Annotated in this window: 26 protein-coding genes, 1 tRNA gene and 1 pseudogene; 8 read left to right on the forward strand and 20 right to left on the reverse strand. The window is 64.1% G+C overall.

Annotated elements, in window-relative coordinates:
- Positions 1-104: 104 nt before the first annotated feature.
- Genes MTR72_RS22605 through MTR72_RS22620 form a run of 4 tightly spaced genes read right to left on the reverse strand, consistent with a single transcriptional unit; the run spans position 105 to position 4101 of the window.
- Entirely contained in the window at positions 105-1277 is a 1173-nt protein-coding gene (locus tag MTR72_RS22605; protein ID WP_280970593.1) for a saccharopine dehydrogenase family protein, read from the reverse strand.
- A gap of 29 nt (positions 1278-1306) precedes the next feature.
- Positions 1307-2485: a saccharopine dehydrogenase family protein gene (locus MTR72_RS22610; RefSeq protein WP_280970592.1), complete on the reverse strand. Its 1179-nt coding sequence runs from the start codon at positions 2483-2485 to the stop codon at positions 1307-1309.
- A gap of 10 nt (positions 2486-2495) precedes the next feature.
- A complete protein-coding gene (locus tag MTR72_RS22615) occupies positions 2496-3278 on the reverse strand; it encodes a DUF169 domain-containing protein (RefSeq protein WP_280970960.1) in 783 nt (260 codons plus the stop codon).
- A 55-nt stretch (positions 3279-3333) separates the two neighbouring features.
- Entirely contained in the window at positions 3334-4101 is a 768-nt protein-coding gene (locus MTR72_RS22620) for a YdcF family protein (protein WP_280970591.1), read from the reverse strand.
- Between the two features lie 174 nt (positions 4102-4275).
- On the opposite strand from MTR72_RS22620, the gene MTR72_RS22625 reads away from it, so the two are divergent.
- From MTR72_RS22625 to MTR72_RS22635, 3 genes are all read left to right on the forward strand, one after another.
- Complete coding sequence (locus MTR72_RS22625; RefSeq protein WP_280970590.1) at positions 4276-5217, forward strand: acetamidase/formamidase family protein; 942 nt, start codon at positions 4276-4278, stop codon at positions 5215-5217.
- 200 nt (positions 5218-5417) lie between these two features.
- Positions 5418-5615, forward strand: coding sequence for a hypothetical protein (locus MTR72_RS22630; RefSeq protein ID WP_007603456.1), 198 nt, complete (start codon positions 5418-5420; stop codon positions 5613-5615).
- Between the two features lie 73 nt (positions 5616-5688).
- A complete protein-coding gene (locus MTR72_RS22635; RefSeq protein WP_280970589.1) occupies positions 5689-6168 on the forward strand; it encodes a GcrA family cell cycle regulator in 480 nt (159 codons plus the stop codon).
- Positions 6169-6449: 281 nt separating this feature from the next.
- Here the strand turns inward: MTR72_RS22635 and MTR72_RS22640 are convergent, their stop codons facing one another.
- Complete coding sequence (locus MTR72_RS22640; protein ID WP_280970588.1) at positions 6450-8006, reverse strand: porin; 1557 nt, start codon at positions 8004-8006, stop codon at positions 6450-6452.
- Positions 8007-8407: 401 nt separating this feature from the next.
- Here MTR72_RS22640 and MTR72_RS22645 point away from each other — a divergent pair, with 401 nt between their 5' ends.
- Positions 8408-8914, forward strand: a complete 507-nt coding sequence (locus MTR72_RS22645) for a MarR family winged helix-turn-helix transcriptional regulator (RefSeq protein WP_279377375.1) — start codon at positions 8408-8410, stop codon at positions 8912-8914.
- Positions 8915-8930: 16 nt separating this feature from the next.
- On the opposite strand, the gene MTR72_RS22650 is transcribed toward MTR72_RS22645, so the two are convergent.
- The 3 genes and pseudogenes from MTR72_RS22650 to MTR72_RS22660 all read right to left on the reverse strand — a co-directional run.
- Positions 8931-10046, reverse strand: coding sequence for an alpha/beta hydrolase family protein (locus tag MTR72_RS22650; RefSeq protein ID WP_280970587.1), 1116 nt, complete (start codon positions 10044-10046; stop codon positions 8931-8933).
- Positions 10047-10296: 250 nt separating this feature from the next.
- Entirely contained in the window at positions 10297-11268 is a 972-nt protein-coding gene (locus tag MTR72_RS22655; protein WP_280970586.1) for an SDR family NAD(P)-dependent oxidoreductase, read from the reverse strand.
- 164 nt (positions 11269-11432) lie between these two features.
- Positions 11433-11543, reverse strand: a pseudogene (locus tag MTR72_RS22660) (dihydrodipicolinate synthase family protein); the annotation flags it as partial.
- Positions 11544-11905: 362 nt separating this feature from the next.
- Here MTR72_RS22660 and MTR72_RS22665 point away from each other — a divergent pair.
- Positions 11906-12073, forward strand: coding sequence for a hypothetical protein (locus MTR72_RS22665; protein WP_279377372.1), 168 nt, complete (start codon positions 11906-11908; stop codon positions 12071-12073).
- A gap of 158 nt (positions 12074-12231) precedes the next feature.
- On the opposite strand, the gene MTR72_RS22670 is transcribed toward MTR72_RS22665, so the two are convergent.
- Positions 12232-13206, reverse strand: coding sequence for an alpha/beta hydrolase fold domain-containing protein (locus MTR72_RS22670; protein ID WP_280970584.1), 975 nt, complete (start codon positions 13204-13206; stop codon positions 12232-12234).
- A gap of 117 nt (positions 13207-13323) precedes the next feature.
- On the opposite strand from MTR72_RS22670, the gene MTR72_RS22675 reads away from it, so the two are divergent.
- Positions 13324-13947: a TetR/AcrR family transcriptional regulator gene (locus MTR72_RS22675; protein WP_341511034.1), complete on the forward strand. Its 624-nt coding sequence runs from the start codon at positions 13324-13326 to the stop codon at positions 13945-13947.
- 452 nt (positions 13948-14399) lie between these two features.
- Here the strand turns inward: MTR72_RS22675 and MTR72_RS22680 are convergent.
- From MTR72_RS22680 to MTR72_RS22710, 7 genes are all read right to left on the reverse strand, one after another.
- Positions 14400-14477, reverse strand: a tRNA-Pro gene (locus MTR72_RS22680).
- A gap of 119 nt (positions 14478-14596) precedes the next feature.
- Positions 14597-15169, reverse strand: coding sequence for a MerR family transcriptional regulator (locus MTR72_RS22685; protein ID WP_280970582.1), 573 nt, complete (start codon positions 15167-15169; stop codon positions 14597-14599).
- A gap of 24 nt (positions 15170-15193) precedes the next feature.
- Positions 15194-15535, reverse strand: a complete 342-nt coding sequence (locus MTR72_RS22690) for an integration host factor subunit alpha (protein ID WP_280970581.1) — start codon at positions 15533-15535, stop codon at positions 15194-15196.
- Between the two features lie 132 nt (positions 15536-15667).
- The gene (locus MTR72_RS22695; RefSeq protein ID WP_280970580.1) at positions 15668-16648 is read right to left on the reverse strand and encodes a beta-ketoacyl-ACP synthase III; all 981 of its coding nucleotides are present in this window, start codon (positions 16646-16648) and stop codon (positions 15668-15670) included.
- Positions 16645-17706, reverse strand: coding sequence for a phosphate acyltransferase PlsX (gene plsX / locus MTR72_RS22700; RefSeq protein WP_280970579.1), 1062 nt, complete (start codon positions 17704-17706; stop codon positions 16645-16647). The genes MTR72_RS22695 and plsX overlap by 4 nt, the downstream gene beginning before the upstream one ends.
- 298 nt (positions 17707-18004) lie before the next feature.
- Positions 18005-18574 carry a YceD family protein gene (locus MTR72_RS22705; RefSeq protein WP_280970578.1) on the reverse strand — a complete coding sequence of 190 codons (570 nt, stop codon included), beginning with the start codon at positions 18572-18574 and terminating at the stop codon, positions 18005-18007.
- Complete coding sequence (locus MTR72_RS22710; protein WP_280970577.1) at positions 18571-19122, reverse strand: ubiquinol-cytochrome C chaperone family protein; 552 nt, start codon at positions 19120-19122, stop codon at positions 18571-18573. The genes MTR72_RS22705 and MTR72_RS22710 overlap by 4 nt, the downstream gene beginning before the upstream one ends.
- 98 nt (positions 19123-19220) lie before the next feature.
- Between MTR72_RS22710 and MTR72_RS22715 the strand changes: the two genes are divergently transcribed.
- Positions 19221-19706, forward strand: coding sequence for an outer membrane protein assembly factor BamE (locus MTR72_RS22715; RefSeq protein WP_341511035.1), 486 nt, complete (start codon positions 19221-19223; stop codon positions 19704-19706).
- A gap of 130 nt (positions 19707-19836) precedes the next feature.
- Positions 19837-20838: a Bug family tripartite tricarboxylate transporter substrate binding protein gene (locus MTR72_RS22720; RefSeq protein ID WP_341511036.1), complete on the forward strand. Its 1002-nt coding sequence runs from the start codon at positions 19837-19839 to the stop codon at positions 20836-20838.
- 212 nt (positions 20839-21050) lie between these two features.
- Here the strand turns inward: MTR72_RS22720 and MTR72_RS22725 are convergent, their stop codons facing one another.
- The 4 genes from MTR72_RS22725 to ribH form a co-directional block, all read right to left on the reverse strand.
- Complete coding sequence (locus MTR72_RS22725; protein WP_341511037.1) at positions 21051-23171, reverse strand: sodium-translocating pyrophosphatase; 2121 nt, start codon at positions 23169-23171, stop codon at positions 21051-21053.
- A 224-nt stretch (positions 23172-23395) separates the two neighbouring features.
- Positions 23396-24394, reverse strand: coding sequence for a thiamine-phosphate kinase (gene thiL / locus MTR72_RS22730; RefSeq protein WP_341511038.1), 999 nt, complete (start codon positions 24392-24394; stop codon positions 23396-23398).
- A gap of 139 nt (positions 24395-24533) precedes the next feature.
- The gene (gene nusB, locus MTR72_RS22735; RefSeq protein WP_063708904.1) at positions 24534-25031 is read right to left on the reverse strand and encodes a transcription antitermination factor NusB; all 498 of its coding nucleotides are present in this window, start codon (positions 25029-25031) and stop codon (positions 24534-24536) included.
- 3 nt (positions 25032-25034) lie between these two features.
- A complete protein-coding gene (gene ribH, locus MTR72_RS22740) occupies positions 25035-25526 on the reverse strand; it encodes a 6,7-dimethyl-8-ribityllumazine synthase (RefSeq protein WP_341511039.1) in 492 nt (163 codons plus the stop codon).
- Positions 25527-25545: the final 19 nt, after the last annotated feature.

The following is a 25545-nucleotide window of genomic DNA, read 5'->3' on the forward strand; positions in this document are numbered from 1 at the left end:
GCCCGCGAAAGCGGGCGATCCAGTATTCCAGGGACGGTCGTGATGAACCGAGAGGCCGCAGCGTGCTGGATGGCCCGCCGTCGCGGGGCATGACAGCGTGCCGCCTATGCTTCCACCGCGAACGTCAGCCCGGCGTGATCTTGAAGCCGCTTGATCAGCTTGTGCTGCATCGCTGCGCCCGGTGTCCAGAGACCGGCCGCCACGTCCGGCGTGTCGCGCAACAGGCAGATCGCGCATTCGGAGATGATCTTCGCCGTCGATGCGTAGCCAGGATCGAGATCGCCCTTGATAGCGGGGACCTGACGGCCATCGGGCGCGATCGCAACATAGAGCAGGTCGTAATGACCGTTGTCGCGCTCTTCCTTCGAAGGGCCCTCGCCGGGCTTGAGCGCTTCGGGGCCGGTTTTTTCGCTGTTCGCAGCCATCACGCGCTTCGCGTTGGCTTGCCCTTCCTCGCCTGCCCCAGTCAGCACCATCTCGTCGTAGACGAAGTCCCTGCCATACGGGAAGCCCATCAGCATGTTGGAGCGATGGACGTTGCGCGTGTTGAGCGTAGCCATCGCGAATGGCGCGGCCCAGGATTGCAGGTCCTCCTCGAAGACGGGCTTGTTACCGCGCGGCTGCTTCGGACCCTCAAAGCCGGGCGTGAATGCAAAGGGATCTTTGAGGATCGACACCAGGCTGAGGTCCTGCGCAACCGCCTCGAAGGTCACCCTTGCGCTCGCCGAGGTGCCGCCGGAGAACTTCCAACTGATGTCGCGGACGCGCCCCTTGACGCGTGGCGCCGGCGCCCCGAACACGCGCCGAGCTTCCTCCTGCACGAAGAATACACCGAGTTCGAACGGCACCGAGTCGAAGCCACAGGGGACCATGATGCGCGCGCCGCTCGCTTTGGCCTCCGCCTCGTGCCTGTCAATCATCTGCTTTAGCCAGATCGGCTCGCCGCAGAGATCCATGTAGTCGGTGCCCGACGCAACGCAGGCGGCGAGCAGATCGGAGCCATAGAGCTGGTACGGACCGACGGTGGTGATCACCAGCTTGGCTTGGTTGACCAACGCGCGCAACGAGACGGGGTCGGACGCATCGGCAACGATGAGCGGCGTGTCACTGGGTGCGCCGATCGCGTCGCGAACCGACGCAAGCTTGTCCCTGCTTCGCCCGGCCATCGCCCATGTCAGCGCGCTGTCGCCCGCGTACTGCGCGGCGATATACTCGGCGACGAGCTGGCCGGTGTATCCGGTCGCGCCGTAAACGACGATGTCAAACTTCGACGACACGGGTCGGGTTTCCTGCAACGGCCTCGAGCTTAGCTTTCCACCTTGAACGTCAGCCCGGCGTGATCTTGAAGCCGCTTGATCAGCTTGTGCTGCATCGCTGCGCCCGGGGTCCAGATTCCCGCGGGCACGTCGTGTGCATCACGCAACAGACAGATCGCGCATTCCGAGATCATCTTCGAGGTCGAGCCGTAGCCGGGATCGCGGTCGCCGGTGACACCGGCGCGAACCTGGTGGCCGTCGGGCGCGATCGCGACATAGAGCAGATCGAAGCGGCCGTTTTCCCGCTCTTCCTTCGAAGGCCCCTCGCCCGGCTTCGGCGCATTCGGGCCCGTCTTCTCAGCATTGGCGGCCATCACACGCTTCGCATTCGCCTCGCCCTTCTCACCGGGACCGGTCAGGACCATCTCGTCGTAGACGAATTCCTTGCCGTAGGGAAAACCCATCAGCATGTTGGAGCGATGGACGTTGCGCGTGTTGATCAGCGCCATCATGAAAGGCGCGGCCCAGGATTGCAGGTCCTCCTCAAGAATCGACCTGTTGCCCTTCGGCTGCTTCGGGCCGGTGAATCCGGGCGTCAGCGCGAACGGATCGTTCAGGATCGCGACGAGGCTGATATCTTTGGCGACGGCATCGAATGTTGCCTTTGCGCTCGCCGCGGTGCCGCCCGAGAGCGTACCGCGCATGTCGCGCACGCGGCCCTTCACGCGCGAGGCGGCTGCGCCGAACACGCGCTTGGCCTCTTCCTGCACGAAGAACGCACCGAGCTCGAACGGCACGGAATCGAAGCCGCAGGAGAATACGATGCGCGCACCGCTCGTCCTGGCCGCCGCTTCGTGCTTGTCGATCATCTGCCGCATCCAGACCGGCTCGCCGCAGAGGTCGAAATAATCCGTGCCGGTGGCAACGCAGGCGGCGAGCAGCTCCTCACCATAGAGCTGATAAGGTCCGACGGTCGTGATCACCGACTTCGTCTGGGCCACCATCGCGTTCAGCGATGCCGAATCGGCCGCATCCGCGACAATCAGCGGCGTGTCCGTGGGCGCAGCGATTGCGTCACGTACTGATTTGAGCTTGTCGAGGCTGCGCCCGGCCATCGCCCATTTGAGCGCCTTGTCGTCCTTGTAGTGCGCGGCCAGATATTCGGCGACGAGCTGGCCGGTGAAACCGGTCGCGCCGTAGACGACGATGTCGAATTTCGCAGAACTCATGGTGCGGCCCTTACTTCTTTCCGTAACTCACGCCCATGCCGGCACGGACGTCGCTTTGAATGCCATAGGGCGGGATCGGATAGCGCAGGCCGTTCTTGGCCAGCGCCTTCATGCCCTCAACCGCCTTGGCGAGATGATCCGGCTTCAGTGCCATCAGCATCTCCTCGTCCGGCACGCCGCCATAGCGCCGTTCGGCATAGCATGGCAAGGATAGGCTGGGCTCGCCGGTCTTCAGCGCCCGCCCCCAGGAATCCGCGCACGCAGTCTCCCCGACGACGCCCCATTCGAACTTCCTGTAGCCGGTATATTGCAGCCCGTTGATGAGGATGATCATCTGCCCCGGCGTCGCATAGACGAGGCAGATGTCGGGCGGATTCAGCCGGCCGCTCGCGAGCGGGCTCACCGCAAGCGCCTGGTACTGGCCGAACGGCACGACGTCGAGCGCCTCCTGGCGCTTGCGCGCATCCTCCGCCGTGCCGTGCCAGACGCCGACATAGTTCTCGCCGGCGAGCCATTGCTCGTCCTGCGGTGCGAGGCCAATCACCGCGCGGCACTGGGCGCCGACGAGATCGTCGGCAGTGATGCCGACGGTCCATCCAAGCCGCGCTGCCATGCTGACGATCTGGTCGGTGGTGTGGATCGCGTTCGGCCGCCGGATTTTCGGGACTGCCTCCATGTCGGCGGCGCGCGCGAACAGCTTCATGCCGATCACGGTCGTCTTCAGCCGCAACAGGCTGTTGAGATCGGCCACGAGGCCGGCAAGATCGATCGTCTTTGCACTCTCTCGCTGCATGGCGTCCTCCGGCCCGGCGATCGCTGCGCCGGTCATCTTCGTTTTGTCGTCGTTTCTAATCCTTGGCCGGTCCCGGAAGCAAATCCGCGGTCCGGCCCACCAGGCGATAGGCGACGAGTCCGATCCATTCGCGCACGGCAACGTCGGTGCGGGTCAGCCCGTCACTGCTTGAATTGGTGAAGGTGAAGAGATCCTCGCGTCCTCCCATCCGCCAGTCTACCGGATAGGCCTCGACATCAAATCCGGCCGCGCGGAACAGCCCGATCGAGCGCGGCATGTGAAAGGCCGAGGTGACGAGAAGCCAGCGCTCGCCGGGTTTCGGCGCGACCAGCTCCTTCGTGAACAGCGCATTCTCGTAGGTATTGCGCGAGTTCCGCTCCATGATCAGGCGCTCTTTGGGAATGCCGATATTTTCCAGGATGATGCCAGACCAATCGGCCTCCTTGGCATCGCCCGAGATCAGGTCGGAGTTGCCTCCGGTGAAGACGATCCGCGCTTTCGGGTAACGCCGCGCCAGCTCGGCCAGCGCCAGCATGCGATCGGCTGCGTGGCGCACGATCGGCGCATCATGCACGGCCGACAAGTCCGGGTCGACCGAACCTCCGAGGACGATGATGCCGTCGGGCGCGCCTCGCGACGGATCCCACGGCGGAAAGCGCGACTCCAGCGGATAAAGCAGGAGATTGCCGAGCGGCGAGAAAGCAGCGAGCGCCAGCAGAATGAGCGCGGTGCCGGCGAGCTTGCGGCCGAGCGCCGCATAGCGCGTCGCCATCAGAACGAGCGACAGGATTCCGAGCTCGACAATGAAATTGATCGGCAACAATGCGACGCCGAGCGTCTTGGACAGGACGAAAAACAGGGGAGCCTCGCAGGAATGATCGAGCGGTCACGCGCGGGCTTGACCTGCCCATCCATCTTCAGAAATCTTCTTGAAAGAGGTTCGATTGCCGGGTCAAGCCCGGCAATGGCGAGTTCTGATGAAAACCGGATGTGATCGATGAACCATCACCACCTGCATGCAAGTGCCGAGACCTGCCACTGGGGCTTCTTTGAGGCCAAACTCAGGCCGGTGCTGACGATCGAAAGCGGCGATGAGGTCACGATCGACACCATCAGCGGCGGCCCGGACGTGGTGCCCGACCGCAACCGATTTCATATTCCGCCCGAGCTGCTCGAGGTGCACGCAAAGTCCGAGCGCATGCTGCCCGGCCACATCCTCACCGGTCCGATCGCGATCGGCGGCGCCGAACCAGGCGACGTGCTCGAGGTAGAGATCCTCGACGTGCAGCTTCGGCAGGACTGGGGCTACAATCTGATCCGGCCTCTGTCCGGTACCCTGCCCGAAGATTTCCATGAGCCGCGCATCCTCAACATCCCTCTGGATCGGTCGCGCATGGTCGGCCGCCTGCCCTGGGGCCTCGACTTGCCGCTCAAACCGTTCTTCGGCGTGATGGGCGTGGCACCGCCGCCGGCGTGGGGCCGCATCTCCTCGCTCATTCCGCGCGCGATGGGCGGTAATCTCGACAACAAGGAGCTGGTCCCGGGCGCAACGCTGTATTTGCCGGTGTTCGTGCCGGGCGCGCTGTTCTCCTGCGGCGACGGCCATGGCGTGCAGGGCGACGGAGAGGTCTGCGTCACCGCGATCGAGACCGCACTGCAGGGCCGCTTCCGTCTCACGCTGCGCAAGGACATGAAGCTCGCCTACCCGCGCGCCGAAACGCCGTCGCACTACATGACCATGGCGATGGACCCCGACCTCGACCAGTGCGTGGTCCGCGCGCTGCGCGACATGATCGCGCTGCTTGGCGAGAAGCGAAACCTGTCGCGCGAGGACGCCTATACGCTGTGCAGCCTGGCCGCCGATTTGCGCGTGACGCAGACGGTCAACGGCTCAAAGGGCATCCACTGTATGATCGCCAAATCGGTCGTGCACGGCTAGGCCACCCCGCCTCCTTCCCTCCTCTCCCGCTTGTCCGCCGCCCGGCACCTCCGCGCGGCGCGCTTGCGTGCGAGGCTTTTTCTCCAGCGATTCCAACGACCTCAGGCTTGGTTACGATTCGGATTTGACATCCAGACGAACCTAAATAGAGTCTTAATCGTTACTTTTATGTACCTGAGTAAGAGGCTAGCGTTCGGGCCATGGCCACCGAAAAAGCCGAGACTGACCGCATACCCGTAACGTTGGCGCTCTCGACCATCACGTATCTCGAAAAACTGGTGAGACAGGGCACCCACGGCACGAGCGTTCCCGGCGTCGCGCGGACATTGATCGAGGAAGGCATCCGTCTCGCCATTAAGGACGGCTTGCTGTCGATTCGCGACAATGGGAGGACGTGAGGCGCAGGAACGAGGGACGCGGACAGAACTTGGGAGGTGGCCGGCGATCATCTGCAACCTGGGACCGTCACCGATGCCTGCACCTTCACCAACCTGGACCGACGAACGAATCGCACTTCTGAGACAGCACTTCGAGGCCGGCCTCTCCTGCCGCGAGATCGCCGCCGACATCGGCGTCAGCCGCAATGCCGTGATCGGCAAGCTGTCCCGGCTCAATCTCACGCGCGGCCGGACGAGCGACGAGCGCAGGCTCCCGGACAAGAGCTTTGCGCCGGCGCGCGCATCGAAGGCAGTGCCGCGGCTGCAATACGAAATGCTCGCCACGATCTACGGCGAGACCGAACGTCCTGTAATCTTTGAGCCGATCGACGAGGCCAACCGCTGCTCGCTGATGGAGCTCGGCAAGAATCGCTGCCGCTGGCCGATCTCAACGCCTGGCGCGGCCGATTTCTGCTTCTGCGGCAATGTCGCGCCCGACGGCCAGTCCTATTGCACCGGCCACAGCCGCCTCGCCTATCGGCCGAATTCACGCGCGCGCTTCATCCGCGGCTAAGGCGAACGCCAACTCCCCAAAATTAAAAACCTCCGGCAGGGCATTGCCGGAGGTTTCTGGAGGCTTAGCATGAAGCTAAGAGCCGTGACTTTCGTAATCGGCTAACGGCTTTATAGCTTAGTAACTCAGGTAAGTAAATAAGTTTGACGACGGTCGAATCGCATAGCTCGTCTTCGTCGCTTGCGTGAGAGGCTTTCCGATTTTCCGGAAGCCTCTCGCCTTCTTGAAGGAAAGCCCCGGCGGTTTCCCGCCGAGGCTTCGTCAGATCCGCGGACCCGAACTTACCAGTTGCGCTGGGCGCGCAGCAGGAGGCTGTAGGTGTCCTGATCCTTCAGCTCGTACGCGGCCGCCGGCTTGGCGACAGCCGTCTGCGCCGGCGCCGTGATCACGCCCGAGTACTTCTGGTCGAGATGGCTGTAAGTGAAGTCAGCCGAGAAGGTCAGACCCTTCACCGGCGTCCAGCGGGTGATGACACCCACCTGGCCGATGTTGAAGTCCGGGTTGCAGGTGCCGGTCAGCGTGGCGAACGCGGCGCTGCCGCAGATCAGGCCTTTCGCCGTGCCGTTGTAGTTGACAGCGGCCCATGCACCGTACAGCGCCGTGTTCCAGTACGGATTCCAGTTGTGGGTGTAGGCACCACGGAAGCCGTAGGTCTTCGTCAGCTCGAGGTTGCCGCCCGGACCGAACACCGCATCCGACACGCCGGCGAAGCCGATGCTCTGATACGCGTTGCTGGAGCTGCCGAACATCGAGTAGCTGGTCGCCGCCAGCTCCTGGAAGTTGTAGCGGCTCGCACCCTCGGTGTAGACGCCCGACACGTTGATCACGTCGCCTGCGCCGGTTGGGATGTTCTTGATCGACAAAGCGAGCTGAACGGCCCAGCCCCACTTGTCCTCCGGATGGCCCGTCGCCTCGGTCGCGCCATAGTAAGCGGCGTGGTTGTCGTGCGCCGCGACCGACGCCTGGAACAGGCCCCAGGCCTGGTCGACACGGATCATGCCGACGATGTCGGGCGACCTGCTGCCGCCGAGATTGTTGGAGCCGTAAGCGCCGCCGAGGACGCCCGAGGTCGTCATGCCGGCGGTGTTCCAGATCGCGGTCTGGAAGACCTGGGTCTGGTCCTGCACCGAGATCGCGCCCGTGATGCCCTGGCCGAAATCGGCCGTGTAGGTGAACTGGTTCACACCGTTGGTCGTGCCGCTGCCGCCGACGAGCTGGTCGAAGTTGTTGCCGGGATAGTTGATCCAGGGCGCGTCGAACTGCGACACCGACTTACCCATCGTGAAGCCGGCGAACTGGATGAAGGCGTAGTAGACGCCGAGCGCGCCGCCCGAGAGGTTGCCGTCGGTGCCGTTGACGGCGCCACTGCTCGAGCCGACCAAGCCGGTGCCGGCGGCATTGAGACCGAGCGTTCCGCTATACTGGGTTGCGCCCGTTGCGCTGCCGGTGCCGACATAGTTGCCGGTCGTCCAGGTGAAGACCGCATCGAAATAGGTGCGGACCACGCCATATTCGGTCGCGGTGCGCGTATCGATGTTCAGATCTTCACGAGCACGCATCGAGTAGTAGTTCGTCAGGCGGTTGTTCGCCGCGAAGACGTTGTTGTACTGTGCGCTGTAGTTGCCGCCCGCATTGAGCGCGACTTCCGCACGCAGATAGCCGCCCAGCTTCACGCAGGTGTCGCTGCCCGGGATGTAGTAGAAGCCCGCGCCGTACAGCGAGCAGACCTTCACGTATTCGACCGCCTTGGCCTTGACCGGAAGATCGGCCGCCTGAGCTCCGCCGACGGCGATCAGACCCGCCGCAGTGCCGAGCAAAAGGCTCTTCACCACTCTCATTTAAACCTCCAAGTTGCTCATTTTGCGGAGACGGACCGTCAGGCCCCCCAGATCCCCGCCTCAAAAAACCGCTCGGCCGCTTCGCGCCTTCGGACACACCCGCTTGAACGCGAGGGACTTGAGCGAACCACCTGCAACGGGACGATTGAGAACCCCCACCGTCGGCCATCAATATGCCTGCGTCGTTCCGTTAATCAAAATAGTTTATTAGATCATCTTTGCAGATTCACTACCCCTGTGTTCCCGGCGCAACACCCAGCTTGAGTCAATCTGCTGAGCTGGTCACTTGTGTAATTTTCGTGACACAATTACTTTGCTCTGCACTTGCGTCAGGGCAGACTTGCGTGAAGTATGGCGGCAGATGACACCGGCCAGAAGAATCAGATCACGGGAGTGACGCTGTGTCCGCGACGAGGAAGGAGGGAGCGCGCCTGCGCTCCATCGGAAATCTGGATATCATCAGGCGCTTCACCTGGGAGATATCCTCGATCAACATGTACCTCGAGGAGCTGCGGCAGTTCTGGGCCAGGACGCTCGGCATCAGCGGACCACAATGGCTGATTCTGATGGCCATCTCCGATCTCGACAAGGACGACGGCGTGCCCGTCAACGTGGTCTCGAAACTACTGCACGTCGATCCATCGTTCGTCACCACCCAGTCCAAGCTGCTCGAAAAGAAGGGCCTCTTGCGCCGCCGGCCGTCACCGACCGATGCCCGGGTGGTGCGACTGTCTCTGGTCGAGAAGACTCAGAAGCACATCGCCAGCCTCAACGAACAATACAAGACGATCCGCGAATTCGTCTTCCAGGAGTTCGACGAGCACGAGCTGACCGAATTCACCGCAAGGCTCGCGACATTGAAGATGCGCCTCGAAAAGGCCTGCGTCCGGATCTCCCACGACCTCTGACGCTGCCGCTAGCGCTTTAGATGCGCCGGCCGGCCAGCCCGAGCCGCGATTCGAGCCAGTCGAAGATGAACTCGTTGGCGAGCGTCGGATTGTCGGCGTGTGCCTGCGCCGCGCCGGTCTCCTCCGACGAAAATACCTTCAGCATGATGTCCTGCGAGCCCGGCCGGGATTGCCGGACAATTTGTCGCGCCCGCTCCGGCTTCAGCCAGCCCTCGTCGCCGATGGTGATCAGCACCGGACAATCGAGGCTGCTGGCCATCAGCGGCGAATGCGGCACCGGGACGATGCTCACGTCGTTCATCGCGAAGCGGCTCGCCAGGAACGCGCGCTCGTGGAGGTCCCACAGACCGCCATCGCAGACGGCGGCGGCAAGCCGTGGCTCCTGCAGGACCGCGCGCGCCACGAAGGACGAACCCCAACCGTCAGCGACAATCGCGACACGGCCGAAATCGACGTCGTTGCGCGTTCCCAGATAGTCCATGACGCTGGCGATCGAGCTCTCGAGGTCGCGGCGCCGCAGCAACTCGTCGAGATAATCGTCGCGCTGCTCGCCGAACAGATCGATCGCAAGCAGCGACAATCCGCGCTCGCGCGCATGCGGCGCAAGCTTGAACAGGAACTCTTCCTTCCGATGGCCGGGCTCACCGATGCAGATCACGGTCGGCGTCGGCCCCGTCGCCGAAGGCGCCGGCACGAAGTAACCCTGCAATGAATGACCGTCCGCCCAAGGCAGCGTGACGACCTCGCCGGCTGGATCGCGCGCGGCGAGGTAGCTGCGCGCGCATTCCTGCATCGCGAGCACGGCGACCCAGCGACGATCGTCGGCCGGATCGAGCGGCATGGCCGAGGCGCTGTAGTAGTTGATCGCCCGCAGCCAGTTGCGCTGCGCGCTCGCTCTGTGGCCTTCGGCGAACGCCGCCTCGGCGCGCTGGCGATTGACCCGCGCGAGCTTCTTCCATTCCCGATGCCAGGACACTTCATCGCCCCGCCGCAAGCGGCGTGCGATCAGCAGGCATTCCGCGATGGTGGCGCCGCCTTCCTGGGCTGCCGTGAGCAGGCGTGTGAATTCGGCGGAAAGGTCCTCCCTCTCCGGCCACAGGGTCCAGTCATCGGAGAGGCATGCGGGTATCATCGGGAGCGCTTCGTCGCTGGTATTGCGATTGATTGACTAAACTATTTTAGTTCGCCGACCAAGCTGGCGCGGTTCAACAGAAGCCCGTTTGAGATCACCATCGCTTGAACGCACCGATCATGTCGCATGCGTGACATGCCGTTTCTTCATACGAAGGCGATCGCGCGCGATGTTCAGCAAGGATATTCACAGGCGCGCCTCTTGCCATGATGGACATCATACCTATATCGCTTGCGCTCGCGCGGCGGTCTCAGCCAAGCCGCCAGCCGACCTCCTGCGTGAAGCTTTCGTAGAAGGTGCGGTCATAGGCTTGTTCGGGCGTGGCGCGCACGCGTTCGTCGAGACGCTTTGCGTCCTCGCCGACCAGGATGCGCCACCTCTCTGCCTTCACGCCGTCGAGAATGATTCGCGCCGCCTGCGCTGCGGTCGTCGGCGCGTCCTCGAGGAAGCTGCGGGCTCGCTCAGCGAACGTCGCCTGGATATCCTCATCCGACATTTTGTCAGCATCTGGCACGCCGGCGGCGACCATGCGCGTGCGCGTCAGCGCGACCTCGTCGGGATTGAGGCGGTCGGAGCCGTCGCCGCTCTGCACCTTGCGCGAGTTCGACACGATCGAGGTGCCGACGTGGCCCGGCATCACCACAGAGCATTTGACATGCGGGGCGTGCAGGCGGAGATCGTTGATCAGCGCTTCGGTAAACCCCTTCACAGCGAACTTCGCCGAGCTGTAGGCGGTGTGTGCCTGGTTCATGCCGATCGAGGCCCAGAAGCCGTTGACGCTGGCAGTGTTGACGATGTGGGCTTCGTCGGCCTTGACCAGCATCGGCAGGAAGGTTCGCACCCCCAGATAGACGCCGCCCCAGCAGATGTTGAAGGTGCGCTCCCACTGCTCGCGCGTGTTGGTGAACATGCTGCCGCCACCGCCGATGCCGGCATTATTGAACAGGAGATGGATCTTGTCGGTCATCTGCTGCTCGGCGAGCTCGTCGCGAAAGCGCTTCAGATGATCCTCGATCGAGACGTCGGCGACATGCGTGGTGATGCGCAGACCCTGCGGCAGCTTCTCGACCTCGCACAGCCGCTTGGTCTCGGCCATCGCGGCTTCCGAGACGTCGCACATCGCGACGTTGCAGCCTTCGGCGACGAGCTGGCGCGCGAGCTCTCGTCCCATCCCTGTCCCGCCTCCGGTGATGACGGCGATCTTTCCTGCAAAATCCTTCATGGGACGTCTGCCCCTCCCTTATCGGCTTGTTTCTTCACCCTCGTTCGTCGGCACCGGCCGTGCCGGACCAGGCGCAAAATGTAGCAGCGCCGCATCCGCAGGTAAAAGCGGATGGGCGCTGCATCGGAACGTCGGTTATTTCGACGGGCGGACTATTCGGCCGCCGCAATGTGGCTGAGATCACTCGCGCTCTGCTTGACGCCGACGACCAGCGGCACCTTGGTCATGATCCGCGTGAGCAGCGCCGGCGAAACGTACGACCACGGCACGCGTTTCCTGATCATTCGTGGCGGCCCCACTCTTTTGGCGGGTATCCGAGCCTAACGTTTGCCGGGCTTGCAAGAAGCGCTGTTGCCGCGACCCAGCCCTTACGATCACTCATTCCTGTTGGTTCCCCGTATTTGTCCGGCTTCGGCTCGAGGGGCATTTTTTTACAATCCGAATCGTCAAATGAGATTCGGAAGCTGGCTCATGTCCGCCTGTCCGGCGTGTCGCTGCAGACACAGGCTGTGGCACTCCGCTTGCATCCTCCTCGTGGCCAGAAACAACCAAAGAGGTGACATGCATGTTTGTGACCGTCGTAGCCGTACTCTGCCGACTTGGCGGGGCTGCCTCAGGTAGCTGCGTCGAGGAAATCGTGACTGATAGCAACATGACGCCCGAGATTTCGATGATGCAGTGCGCGATCGGCGCACAGGCAGGCCTTGCGAAATGGATGGGCGAGCATCCGATCTATCACGTCAACTGGCGCATCGAGCGCTACAAATGCGTGCCCGGCCACTACGAGATCAAGGGCCACGCGTAAGGCCAGGCCCGCAAGAATCCGGGTTCGGAGGAAACGCCCCAAAGGGGCCATCAAGGGGACAGCGAGAGAGGCAGTCCCACCCCGCCGCCGACGCGCGGCAGAAGCCGCCATGTCACCCCGACAAACCGCTCTTGGTCTGATAGCGATTGCGCCAGCGCTTAAGCCACTGCGCGCAGGATGATGTTGCGCGCCTGTCGGCCTTCCGGCGTCGGCATCAGCACGAAATTGTGCGGCTGGTCACGCAAGAGATGCAGCTCGACCGCCACGCCCGCCGCCCTTGCCCTTGCAGCGAGATCCACGCTGTCGGGATAGAACAGATCACGCGTCCCGGAGAAGATGATCAAAGGCGCGAGCGAACGGAACGCGCCGTTCAACGGGCTGACGAAGGGATGGCCGACATCGAGCTCGCCGGCATAGAGGCGCGCCGCCTCGATGATGCCCGGAATGTCCTGGATGGGATCGCGCGCCGCGAGCGCCACCTGCTCCGGGCGGCTGATCGATGCATCCGCGGCCGGCGAGATCAGCACCAAGCCACTTGGCTGCCGGTGACCGCGATCGCGCAGCCACTGGCACGCCGCGAGCGCCAATCCCGCGCCAGCCGAATTGCCGACCACTGTAACCTTGGCGGATCCGGCATCTTCCAGCAGCATCCGCAGCAGCTCGGCCGTCGCCGGCACGACCTCCTTCGCGGTGACGCCGGGCGCGAGCGGATAGATCGGCACGACGCAACTGATGCGCGCCTTTCGCGTCATCTCGCCGACGAAGCGCCAATGCGCGGGAACGATCTCGTTGATGAAACCGCCGCCATGCAGGAACATGACATGGTTGCCGCCTTCGTGGCCTGCGGACGGTGCCGTGTAGTAGACTGGCCATCCTCCCATCTTCGTCAGGGTCACATCGACGCCGCGGCCGAGTCCGGTCGGCTGATGCGATGCCGGCTGCAAGGTCAGCTTTCGCACATGCGCCTGCACGGCCTCGGCCGACGCGAGCTGCTTCTTGAACGGCAGGCACCGCAGCAGCACGTTGAAGCACCTGCTCTGCAAGCTTGGCCTGGCATCGTTCGAAAGCGAATCCCGCGCGAGGTTGCTGCCCGCATGCACCCGCCCTATCGACAACATCTTCGCAACGCTCATGCTCATGTCCTCGCCCTGCTGCGCCGGCCGGCACGACGGTTCTATCCATCCGTCGCCGCTCGCGCATATAATGCGAGCGTTCACTCGCTTTTCATACTCGCATTCGGACCGCATGACATGGCGCGCAAGCCGCTCACAAAACCCCGGAAAAATGCCTCGCAAAGCCGGTCGCGCGCCACGGTCGACGCGCTGGTCGAGGCAACCGCTCGCATTCTGGTCCGCGAAGGATTCGAGAAGGCCAGCACCAACCGGATCGCCGAGCTGGCGGGCGTGAGCGTCGGCTCACTCTACCAGTATTTTCCGGGCAAGGAGGCGCTCGTCGCCGCCGTGATCGATCGCCACAATCAGGAGATCATGCAAATCGTCCGCGCCGTGCTCGCAGAAGCCGCCGTACTGCCAATCGAGAAGGCCGTGCGCAAGCTCGTCGCGGTCGCAATCGAGGCGCATCAGATCGACCCAAAGCTGCATCGCGTGCTCGCCGAGCAGATCCCGCGTACGGGTCAGCTCAAGGATGTCGAGGCCTTCAACCGCGAGATCCTCTCCCTCGTCCGCGCCTATCTCGAGAGCCGCCGCAGCGAGCTGCGCAAGCTCGATCCGGGCCTCGCAGCCTTCGTCTGCGTCAGCGCGATCGAAGCGGTCGCGCACAACGCGGTCCTGAATCAGGCCGACACACTGTCGGACAAGATGGTCAGGACGCTAATCGATGAGACGACGCGGCTCGTGGTCGGGTATTTGCAATAGCAGTCGATGCCCCGGCAGAGCTTCTGGGTCGCTTGGCATTGCCCCGCTCGGCAAAGCACTCGAGGATCTGGATGCGAAGTTCTTCCGCCACCGGTCCCTCGACCTTCCTGAGCTGATTCCAAAGCCGGATCGCTTCACGCTGCTTCTCAATGTCCATGGGTCACCTCCAACGATAAAGAGAACATAAGAAGAACAAAAAGTCCAGCGGCACTGGTTCGCTTACTTCGTCACAGAAGTGGATATCGAACGGGCCGTCCGCGCGACACGCAGCGCTCCAAAATCAGTCCTGCGAAGTTCGTGAGATGATTGCGAGATATGCGAGCAGGCAGGCAGACCAAACGCGCAGCCAGACGACGAATGCTGAGCCCGCAGAGGGCTCTCAGGCGCGTGCGGCCGGCCGGCCCTACGCGGACCGACCTTCTCAAAACGACATTGAAAGAAATTGGAAAAGTTGGTCGGAGCGAGAGGATTTGAACCTCCGACCCCTAGTCTCCCAGACTAGTGCGCTAACCGGGCTGCGCCACGCTCCGAATGTCGTTCCATTAGCTAGGATCGCCGCTTTGCGCAAGGCGAGCCGCACCATTTTGCTGCCCGCTTCGCGTCCCCGGAACTGATCTCCGGGATAGCGACAAAGACGACGGACCGCCGCTCAGCCGTCCTTTAGCGCCTGGTCGAGCAATTCCCGGCAGGCGACGAGGTCGGTGAGCACCCGTTCCAACCGCTCCCGGTCCGCGGCGCTGGGACCGGCGCGCTCGGTGCCGCCCTTGCGGAAGGTGGTGAGGATTTCTTCGTCATCGATCTCCGCGAAGCGGAAATCGATGCCTTCCTCCTCCTCGCCCTGGTAGTCGTCGTCGTCGGCGTCAGTGACGCCGCGGATGGGCGCCTCGTCATCGGTCTCCATCAGGCTCTGGCCGATGGCGTCCTCAATCGCCCCGAACGACACCGCGGCCGCGCTGTCGGCGAGGCCCTGCACCGACTTGACGCCATGTTCTTTCAATATCCGCTGCACCCCGCGGATGGTGTAGCCCTCCCCGTAGAGGAGCCGGCGGATGCCTTTGAGCAGGTCGACGTCGTCGGGGCGGTAGTAGCGGCGGCCGCCGCTGCGCTTCATCGGCTTGATCTGCGAGAAGCGCGTCTCCCAGAAGCGCAGCACGTGCTGCGGAATGTCGAGTTCCTGGGCTACTTCGCTGATGGTGCGGAACGCATCCGGCGCTTTGTCCAAATGCAAAATCCTTTGCGCGGGCGATTACGCCTCCGGTTGAGCCTTTGTGCCATCGCCGTTGCCACGGTGCTGGGCGTTGATCCGCTGCTTGAGGATCGCAGACGGCTTGAACACCATCACCCGGCGCGGCGAGATCGGCACCTCGGTGCCGGTCTTCGGATTGCGGCCGATACGCTGGCCCTTCTTGCGCACCATGAATGAGCCGAACGAGGACAGTTTCACCGTCTCGCCCCGCTCCAGGCAGTCGGTGATCTCCTTCAGCACGAGTTCCACAAACGCAGACGACTCAGTGCGCGATAAGCCGACCTTTTGGTAGACGGCTTCGCAGAGGTCAACACGCGTTACGGTTTTACTAGTCTCGGTCATCGCCCTGCCCCACATCACGGCGAACAATTGTTGTCTAAAATTAGGAGGTTACGGGACGGCGGTCAACACCGCTCATCCATGCAGACGCATCGACAATCGGAGATGATTCGGGCAAAATTTTATCGACTGTGGCTACCAGCGCACCAGCGCAGAGCCCCAGGTGAAGCCGCCGCCCATCGCTTCGAGCAGAACCAGATCGCCGCGCTTAATGCGGCCGTCCTTGCGCGCCACCGACAGGGCCAGCGGAATCGAGGCCGCCGAGGTGTTGCCGTGGCGGTCCACCGTCAGAACCACCTTCTGCGGTGCGATATGAAGCTTGTGCGCCGAGGCGTCGATGATGCGCTTGTTGGCTTGGTGCGGCACGAACCAGGTGATGTCTTCGGCATTGAGGCCGGTGGCCTCGAACGCATCGACGATCACGTCGGTGATCATACCGACCGCGTGCTTGAAGACCTCGCGGCCCTCCATGCGCAGATGACCGACGGTCTGGGTCGAGGACGGGCCGCCATCGACGAACAGCTTGGCCTTGTGGCGGCCGTCGGAGCGCAGATGCGTGGTCAGCACGCCGCGGTCGGTCGCGGCCTTGCCCGGCTGCTCCTGCGCCTCCAGCACGACCGCGCCGGCGCCGTCGCCGAACAGCACGCAGGTGCCGCGGTCATTCCAGTCGAGGATGCGCGAGAAGGTCTCCGCGCCGATGACAAGCGCGCGCTTGTAGGCGCCGGTGCGCAGGAAATTGTCGGCAGTGGCGAGCGCAAATACGAAGCCGGAGCAGACCGCCTGGAGGTCGAAGGCCGCGCCATGGTTGATGCCGAGCCCCTGCTGCACGGCGACCGCGGTGGCCGGGAACGTGTTGTCGGGCGTCGAGGTCGCCAGCACGATCAGCTCGATCGACTGCGCGTCCACGCCCGCGTCAGCGAGCGCGGCCTGTGCCGCCTTGATCGCGAGATGCGAGGTGAATTCGCCGTCGGCGGCGATGTGCCGCTCGCGAATGCCGGTGCGCTGCACGATCCACTCGTCGGACGTGTCGATGCGCTGGGCGAGTTGCGCATTGGTCACGACCTGCTCCGGCAGATAGGCGCCGCAGCCCAGCACGACCGAACGAATTTGAGTCACGAAACAGCCTCCTGCGCGGTCGGCACGGACTTAAGCGCGCCCCCGTCGCGGTTGAGCATCTGATTGATCTTGTTCAGGAGATCGTATTGGACCATCTCATAGCCAACCTCGATCGCATAGGCAAAGCCTTCGGCGTTGATTCCACCGTGGCTCTTAACCACGACGCCGTTCAATCCGAGGAACACGCCGCCGTTGGACTTGTTCGGGTCCATCTTGTCGCGAAGGGTTCGGAAGGCGCTCCGCGCGAAGAGATAACCGAGCTTGGACATCCAGGTCCGCTGGATCTCGTTGCGGAGAATTTCCGCTATCTGCCGCGCGGTGCCCTCGGCGGCCTTGAGCGCGATATTGCCGCTGAAACCCTCGGCGACGATCACATCAGCTAAGCCCTTACCGATGCCGTCGCCCTCGACGAAGCCGATATAGTCGAGCTGGGGAAGGTTGAGCGTGCGCAGCCTTTCCCCCGCCTCGCGGATCTCTTCGTGGCCCTTGATCTCTTCGACCCCGATATTGAGCAGGCCGACCGTGGGTCGCTTCTTGTCGAACAGCACGCTCGCCATCGTCGCGCCCATCACCGCGAGCGCCACCAGGTGGTCGGCATCGCCGCCGATGGTGGCGCCGAGATCGAGCACCACGGAATGGCCACGCATGGTCGGCCAGGGCGAGGCGAGCGCCGGACGGTCGATGCCGGGCAACGTGCGTAGGTTGAAGCGCGACATCGCCATCAGCGCGCCGGTATTGCCGGCCGAAATCGCGGCATCCGCCTCGCCTTTCTTCACCGCGTCGATGGCGAGCCACATCGAGGAGTTCCTGCGGCCGCGCCGCAGCGCCTGGCTCGGCTTGTCCTCCATGCTGACGGCAACGTCGGTATGGATGATCCGCGAGGCGGCCTTGAGCTCCGGATGCCTGTCGAGTTCGGGCTCGATTTTGGCGCGGTCCCCGACCAGCAGGAATTCGGTGTTGCGGTGCCTGGCGAGCGAGATGGCGGCACCGGGAATGACCACGGGGGCGCCGACATCGCCCCCCATGGCGTCAAGCGCAATGCGAACCTTGCTTGGCATAAACGTCCCGGAAACCTGGTCTCGTGCGGTCGTAAACTAGCGGGGCCGCATAATGGGTTCGCCACGAATATGACGATTGGTCAAGCGCCACGCCGCACCCGGACCCGGCCGCGACAATAGCGTTTTGTCATCCTGAAACAACCTCTTGCCCCCAGTCTTTTGAATCTCGGGCGATCTGGTCACGGAGGCGAAAATTCCCAGAAAATGCATGGAAATCATATAGCTACGCCGACCTCTCAACGCATCGCCCCAATCGCCTCACGCCGGATCGCAAGGCCACGCGGCCCGGCGGGCGCGCCTATTGGCCTTTTTTCCCCTCCTGCAGCGCCTTAAGCGCGGCAAACGGATGATCCTCCGGATCGGGGCCGGTGACATCGGTCTCGAACACGGCGCCCGGCTTGCGGGGATAGGGATCGATCGCGAGGAATAGCGCGTCGGTGGCAAGCCGGCCGAGGTCGATGATCCCGCCCACAATCGCTTCCGGCGGGTCGGCGACCTCAGGGGGCTCCTCGGTGTCCTGCCCCTCCTCGATCAGGTCGGCCAGCCGCCGCGCCTCGGCCTCGGGCGCGAACATCAGGTCGATCTCCTCGTCGATATCATTCTCGATCGGGTCGAGCGTCACCACACAGGTCTGGCCGATCCGGGCGCGGACCTGGCCGGTAACGTGGACCCGGCCGCCGCTCTTCGGCGTCAGGTCGAAGGCGGCATGGGCGGACAGGATCTCGCGCAGGCCGGCAGTATCGGCCAAGGCCTGCCGCTGCGCGACTGATGCCTCCAGCTCGCGGTGCAGACCCACATCGGGGATTTGCGCGACGATGACGGGCACGCGCCAAGGGTCGGGCTCGGGTCCGGCGTTCGGTCGGCTCATGGTGTCGCACCCTCCCGAAGCGGTGGTGGAAATTCGAATGACGCGAGCAGCAGCGCCGACTCGTCGGCCCGGCCGAGATCAGCCTCGGTCGCCTGGGCATAAGCGGCAAGCTGGCGCGCCTGCTCCATCCCGGTGCCATTCAAGATATTCTTTGAAATCGCCGATGCCAGCGCTTCGCCGCCCTCATCCATCGCCCGGTCATAGGCCTGTGCGCGGCCATAAAAGGCCTCGCCGAAGGCGCGCATCCGCTTCGGGACGGTCTGGTCGCCGACGCCCATCTCGCGCAGATTGTCGTCCATGTCCTCGCAGAAGCGGTCGAACAGCGCCTGAGACAGCGCCGCACCGTCCCGGGCCGCCCGCAGGCGCCGCAACAACAAGCACAAATGCAGCAGCAACAGGTCGAATCGGCCATTAACCGTATCCGGGACGCCCAACTCCCGGTAAAATATGGGTTCTCGCGCCTGCGTCACGATCATGCCATAGATGGCTTCAATGGTGCCGCGCGGGGCTAGCCGGGGTTTCCTGAAGTGATTGAACGGCCAAACCATTGTGGGCTCCGCAAGGGGGCGTGCGCGTGTTGCAATCGCAGCCTCCGCCCGGTACTTCAGCGCCTCGCGCGACGCAAGGGGACGGAATCAGTTCCACGATGACGACAATGAATCAGACCCGCCTGCGCGCAAGTGAGCCGCGCGGTCTTCATGCGCGCTGGCGCGCGTTGCGCCTGTTTGCGGCCGCCGCCCTCGTCGGCGCGGCGCTTGCGGGCTGCACCGGCGAGCAATTCCAGAAGGGCTACATCCTGCCGCCAGGCGCGCTCGAGCAGATTCCGATCGGCGCGAGCCAGGACCAGGTGCTGATCGTGATGGGCACACCCTCGACGGTCGCCACCCTCGACGGTGAGGTCTTCTACTACATCTCCCAGCGCTCCGAACGCCCGGTCGCCTTCATGAACCAGAAGGTTGTCGACCAGCGCGTGATCGCGATCTATTTCGACAAGAACCGGCGCGTGCGCCGCCTTGCGAACTATGGCCTCCAGGACGGCAAGATCTTCGACTTCGTCAGCCGCACCACGCCGACCTCGGGCCAGGAGATGAGCTACCTCACGCCGCTGTTCAAGCTGCTCAGCTTCAACTGAGGCCTCGAGCTCAGGTTTTGGCCTGCGGCGTCCTGCCGCCCTCGGCGCGGCACATGCCGTCGCGCGCGGCTTGCCGATGTGCGCCGCGTTCCCTAGGCTCCCTGCAAAACAAGAAGCAGGGAGTGGATTCGTGCCCAAATTGTTGTTGTCCCGCCGTCGCGTGCTCGCCGGTGCTGCCGGTCTTTCGGCCGCAGCCATCCTGCCGCGATCGAGCCTTGCGGACTGGAAGCCGACCGAGAATGTCCGCCTCATCGTGCCGGCCGCGGCCGGCGGATCGACCGACGTCATGGGCCGGCTGCTCGCCGCTCATTTGCAAACCGCCTGGGGCCAGTCGGCCTTCGTGGAAAATCGCTCCGGCGGCGGTGGCACGATCGGTACGGCGGAAGTGGTCCGCGCCAAGCCGGACGGCCACACCATCCTGATCGGCAATCCGGGGCCGAACGCGATCGCCTACAGCATCTTCAAGAATCTCTCGTATAAGCCGGACCAGCTCCAGCCGGTCTCCAACATGATCCGGATCCCGAACATCGTGTCGGCGCATCCGAAGACCGGCATCAAGTCGGTCGCCGAGCTGATCGCCTATCTCAAGGCCAATCCGGACAAGCTCAGCTACGCCTCCTCCGGCGTCGGCCAGAGCCCGCATCTCACCGGCGCCTGGTTCCTGCAGCTCACGGGACTGAAGATGATGCACATCCCGTTCCGCGGCGCCGGCCCCGCGCTGCAGGCCGCCCTTGCCGGCGACATCCAGATCCTGTTCGATAACCTCTATCCTAGCCTGCCGCAGGTGCAGAACGGCGCGCTCAACGGGCTCTGCGTCACCACGACCGAGCGCAGCGACCTCGCGCCGAACCTGCCGACCATGCGCGAGAGCGCGCCGGAGCTGGCCAATTTCGACGTGTCGTCCTGGTTCGCGGTGTTCCTGCCGAAGGGCGTCCCCGCCCCTGTGCTCGAGGCGCTCAACCTCCAGGTCAAGGCGATGCTGGATCGCGACGAGATCAAGAAGCAGATCGCCGCCATGGGCGCCCGTGCTGACTACGGCAGCCCGCAGCAGTTTGCCGGCTTTGTGGACGCCGAGACGAAGAAGTTCGCGGGCATCATCCAGAAGGAAGGCCTGCAGATGGACGTGCAGTAGGCGAACCGCGCCGGTCTATCTCCCTCATGCTGGGGAGGCCGCGCAGCGGCCGTCTCGAAGCACGAGGGCCACCAGCGGGGCCTTCATCCTTCGAGACGCGCGTTCCGCGCTCCTCAGGATGAGGAAGCAATCATCGGAATCGTTGGCTCAAGACAGAAACAAAAAACCCGCGGCTCGCGCCGCGGGGTTTTGTCTTGAACCGAAGACGCCGATCAGTGCGCCAGGATCGCGAGCAGCAACAGCGCCACGATGTTGGTGATCTTGATCATCGGGTTCACCGCCGGGCCGGCCGTATCCTTGTAGGGATCGCCGACGGTGTCGCCGGTCACCGCGGACTTGTGGGCGTCAGAGCCCTTGCCGCCGAAATGGCCGTCCTCGATGTACTTCTTGGCGTTGTCCCAAGCGCCGCCGCCCGAGGTCATCGAGATGGCGACGAACAGACCCGTCACGATCACGCCCAGCAGCATCGCGCCCACCGCCGAGAACGCGGCCGACTTGCCGGCCGCCCCCCCGCCCGCAATTGCGTAGATCACGAAGTAGACGACGATCGGCGACAGCACCGGCAGCAGCGAGGGGATGACCATCTCCTTGATCGCCGCCTTGGTGAGCAGGTCGACCGCCTTGCCGTAGTCCGGCTTGTCAGTGCCCTGCATGATGCCGGGCTTCTCGCGGAACTGACGTCGCACTTCCTCCACGATCGCGCTGGCCGCACGGCCGACCGCGGTCATGCCCAGTGCGCCGAAGAGATACGGCAGCAGGCCGCCGAACAGCAGGCCCACCACGACGTAGGGATTGTTGAGCGAGAAGTCCGGATTGACGCCGGCGAAGTAGGCGTGCTGTGCGGACCCCGCGACGAAGAACTTGAGGTCCTGGTTGTAGGCTGCGAACAGCACCAGGGCGCCGAGACCGGCGGAGCCGATCGCGTAGCCCTTGGTCACCGCCTTGGTGGTGTTGCCGACCGCATCGAGCGCGTCGGTTGACTTGCGCACCTCCTTCGGCAGGCCCGCCATCTCGGCGATGCCGCCGGCATTGTCGGTGACGGGACCGAAGGCGTCGAGCGCGACGATCATCCCGGCCAGCGCCAACATGGTGGCGGTCGCGATCGCGATGCCGAACAGGCCGGCAAGGCTGTAGGTGACCAGGATGCCGGCGATGATGACAATCGCGGGCAGTGCGGTCGCCTCCATCGAGACCGCAAGGCCCTGGATCACGTTGGTGCCGTGACCGGTCACCGAGGCCTTGGCGATCGACTTCACCGGGCGATAGTCGGTGCCGGTGTAGTATTCGGTGATCCAGATGATCAGCGCGGTGACGACGAGGCCGACGACGCCGCACTCGAACAGCGCCATGCCGGTGTACTCGACACCCTCGAGCTTGCCGAAGCCGATCAGGTAGTAGATCACCAGCGCGATGCCGATCAACGACAGGATGCCAGTAGCGATCAGGCCCTTGTAGAGCGCGCCCATGATCGACTGGCTCGGCCCGAGCTTCACGAAGAAGGTGCCGATGATCGAGGTGATGATGCAAATGCCGCCGATCGCGAGCGGCAGCGTCATCATGTTGGCGAGGATCGGTGTCTTGGCGAAGAAGATCGCCGCCAGCACCATGGTGGCGACCGCGGTCACCGCATAGGTCTCAAACAGGTCGGCTGCCATGCCGGCGCAGTCACCGACGTTATCGCCGACGTTATCGGCGATTGTCGCCGGGTTGCGCGGATCGTCCTCCGGGATGCCCGCCTCGACCTTGCCGACGAGGTCGCCGCCGACGTCCGCACCCTTGGTGAAGATGCCGCCACCGAGACGCGCGAAGATCGAGATCAGAGAGGCGCCGAAGCCCAGCGCCACCATGGCGTCAACCACGGTGCGGCTATCGGGCGCGAGCTTCAGCGAATGGACCAGGAAGCCGAAATAGAGGGTCACGCCGAGCAGCGCGAGACCTGCCACCAGGAGACCAGTGATCGCACCCGCCTTGAAGGCGAGCTCGAGGCCGCCGGCCAGAGACATCGTCGCGGCCTGGGCGGTGCGCACATTGGCGCGGACCGAGACGTTCATGCCGATGAAGCCGGCCGCCCCCGACAGGACGGCGCCGATGGCGAAACCAATCGCGACATAGACTCCGAGGAAATAGGCAAGCAGCACGAAGATGACGATGCCGACGAGACCGATCGTGGTGTACTGGCGCCGCAGGTAGGCCTGTGCGCCTTCGCGCACCGCTCCCGCGATCTCCTGCATGCGCGGTGACCCCGCATCCGCGCCCAACACCGAAGACGTCGCCCAGATCGCGTAGACGACGGAAAGCACTCCGCAGAGCACTATCAACCATAATGCTGTCATGTGATTTTTTGCCTCAGATCCTTGATGTACCCCCGGCGCCTTTGTGTTTTTCCGTCATGCGGTGCGGCGCCTTGATGTTGAACAGGGCCGCCCCTTGCCCGAAGGGGCGGCCCCAGTCGGTCATGAGCTTGCCAAAATCAAATTGATGGTGCAACGCCGGAAGCGGCCGAAAACGCCGATCTAAGCACGTATTTAGGGCGAAGGCGCCAGATCTGGAGACGTTCCTAGAAGTGGCTGTAGGACAGCCGCTGCAGCACCAGTTCCTTGCCCCGGCCGTCCAGGAAACGCGGCCGCTCGGAGCCTTCGACGATCGTGCCGATGGCCGTCACCGCAACGCCCACCGCCCGCCCCGCGGCAATCAGCGCATCGCTTTGGGCGGCCGGGACAGTGCACAACACCTCGTAGTCGTCGCCCCCGGAAAGCAGCGTCTCGATGCCGACGGCGTTGCGCGCAACCAAGCCGGCTGCTGCAGCGGACAGCGGCACGCTCGCGACCTCAATGGTCGCCGAGACGCCCGATGCTGCGCAGAGCTTCGTCAAATCGCCGGCCAGCCCGTCCGAGACATCCATCGCTGCGGTCGCGTGGTCGCGCACTGCCTCTGCCAGCGGGTTGCGCGGCTGCGGCACGCGATAGCGCGACACCAGCATCTCCTCCGCACGCGGATCGGAGGCCAGCGCCTGGGCAGCCGCCCCGCCCTTGAGAATGTCGAGGCCGAGCGCGGCATCGCCGATCGTCCCCGTCACCAGGATGCGATCGCCGAGCCTAGCACCGGTGCGGCTGACCATCCGTCCCTGCGGCACCCGGCCGAAGGCGGTGATCGAGATCATCTGCGGTCCCGGCGTCGACACCGTGTCGCCGCCGAGCAGCGGGCATGCGAACACCTTCGCGTCCTCGCCGAGCGCATCCGCGAACGCCCCGAGCCACGCGTCCTCCTTGCTGCGTAGCGCCAGCGTCAGCACGAAGCCGGCTGGCACCGCCCCCTTGGCGGCGAGATCGGACAGATTCACCCGCAGCGCCTTGCGTGCGACGGTGCCGGGCGGATCGTCGGCAAGATAATGCACACCTTCGACCACGGCGTCGGTAGTGACGACGATGTCCTCGCTGGATGATCTCAGGATGGCGGCATCATCGACGAGACCGAACGCACCGGGATCAGTCGCCAGCGGCTTGAAATAGCGCGCGATCAGGGAGTCTTCGGCCGAGGTGTCTCGCGTGTTCGTCATTTGACGCTAGCCCCACACTCCACTGTCATCGCCCGGCTTGACCGGGCGATCCAGTACGCCGAGACGCCTGATATCAATTACCGCTGCCGCGGCGTACTGGATCACCCGCTTTCGCGGGTGATGACAGCGGAACGTACAACTACCCCCGCCCGAACTCGTCACCGCGAAACTGGCGGCCGATCTGGTCGAGCACCGCGTTGACCATGCCGGTCTCCTCGCGATCGACGAAGGCATTGGCGACGTCGACATATTCGGAGACGACGACGCGACCCGGAACGTCCTTGCGGTGTTGAAGCTCATACGCCCCGGCCCGCAGCACCGCGCGCAGGATCGCCTCGATGCGCTTGAGCGGCCAGCCCTTCGACAACGCCTCGTCGATCAGGGGATCGAGCTTCTTCTGGTCGCGCACCACGCCCGAGACGACGTCCCGGAAGAACGCCGCTTCCGCCGGCAGGTACTTGTCGCCCTCGACCTCGTTACCGAGCCAGTGGCTCTCGAACTCGGCGAAGATGTCGTTGATGCCGGCGCCCGCGATGTCCATCTGGTACAACGCCTGGACCGCGGCGAGCCGCGCCGCACCGCGCCGGTTCGCTTTCTTCTCCAGACCGCCGGCCTGCTTTTTGCCATTGTCAGCCATGTGTCAGGCCCGCGCCAGGCGGCGTTTGATACGCAGCATGGCCAGTGCGGCCCGCGCGGCATCGCCGCCCTTGTTCAGTTCGCTGGCCCGCGCCCGCGCCCAGGCCTGCGATTCGGTGTTGACGGTAAGAATGCCGTTGCCTAGCGGCAGTTTCCGCGAAACGGCAAGATCCATCAGCGCGCGCGAGGATTCCTGCGAAACGATCTCGAAATGGATGGTGTCGCCGCGGATCACGCAGCCGAGCGCGACCACCGCGTCATAAGGCTTGCCGTTCGCCGCAGCCGCGTCGACCGCGATCGCGACCGCCGCCGGAATCTCCAGCGCGCCGGGAACCGTGATCACGTCATGGGTCACGCCCGCCGCCTTCAACTCGGCCACGGCGCCCTCCAATAGCGCATCCTGCAGATCGTCATAGAACCGTGCCTCGACGATCAGCGCGCGCGCGCCGGAGATGTCGGTCTGGTCCTTCAGGGGTGCGCGCCGCGCGTCTGCCATCTTAAACCTGCTTTGTCAT

Source organism: Bradyrhizobium sp. ISRA442 (assembly GCF_038085055.1).
In the GTDB taxonomy this organism is placed as follows: domain Bacteria; phylum Pseudomonadota; class Alphaproteobacteria; order Rhizobiales; family Xanthobacteraceae; genus Bradyrhizobium.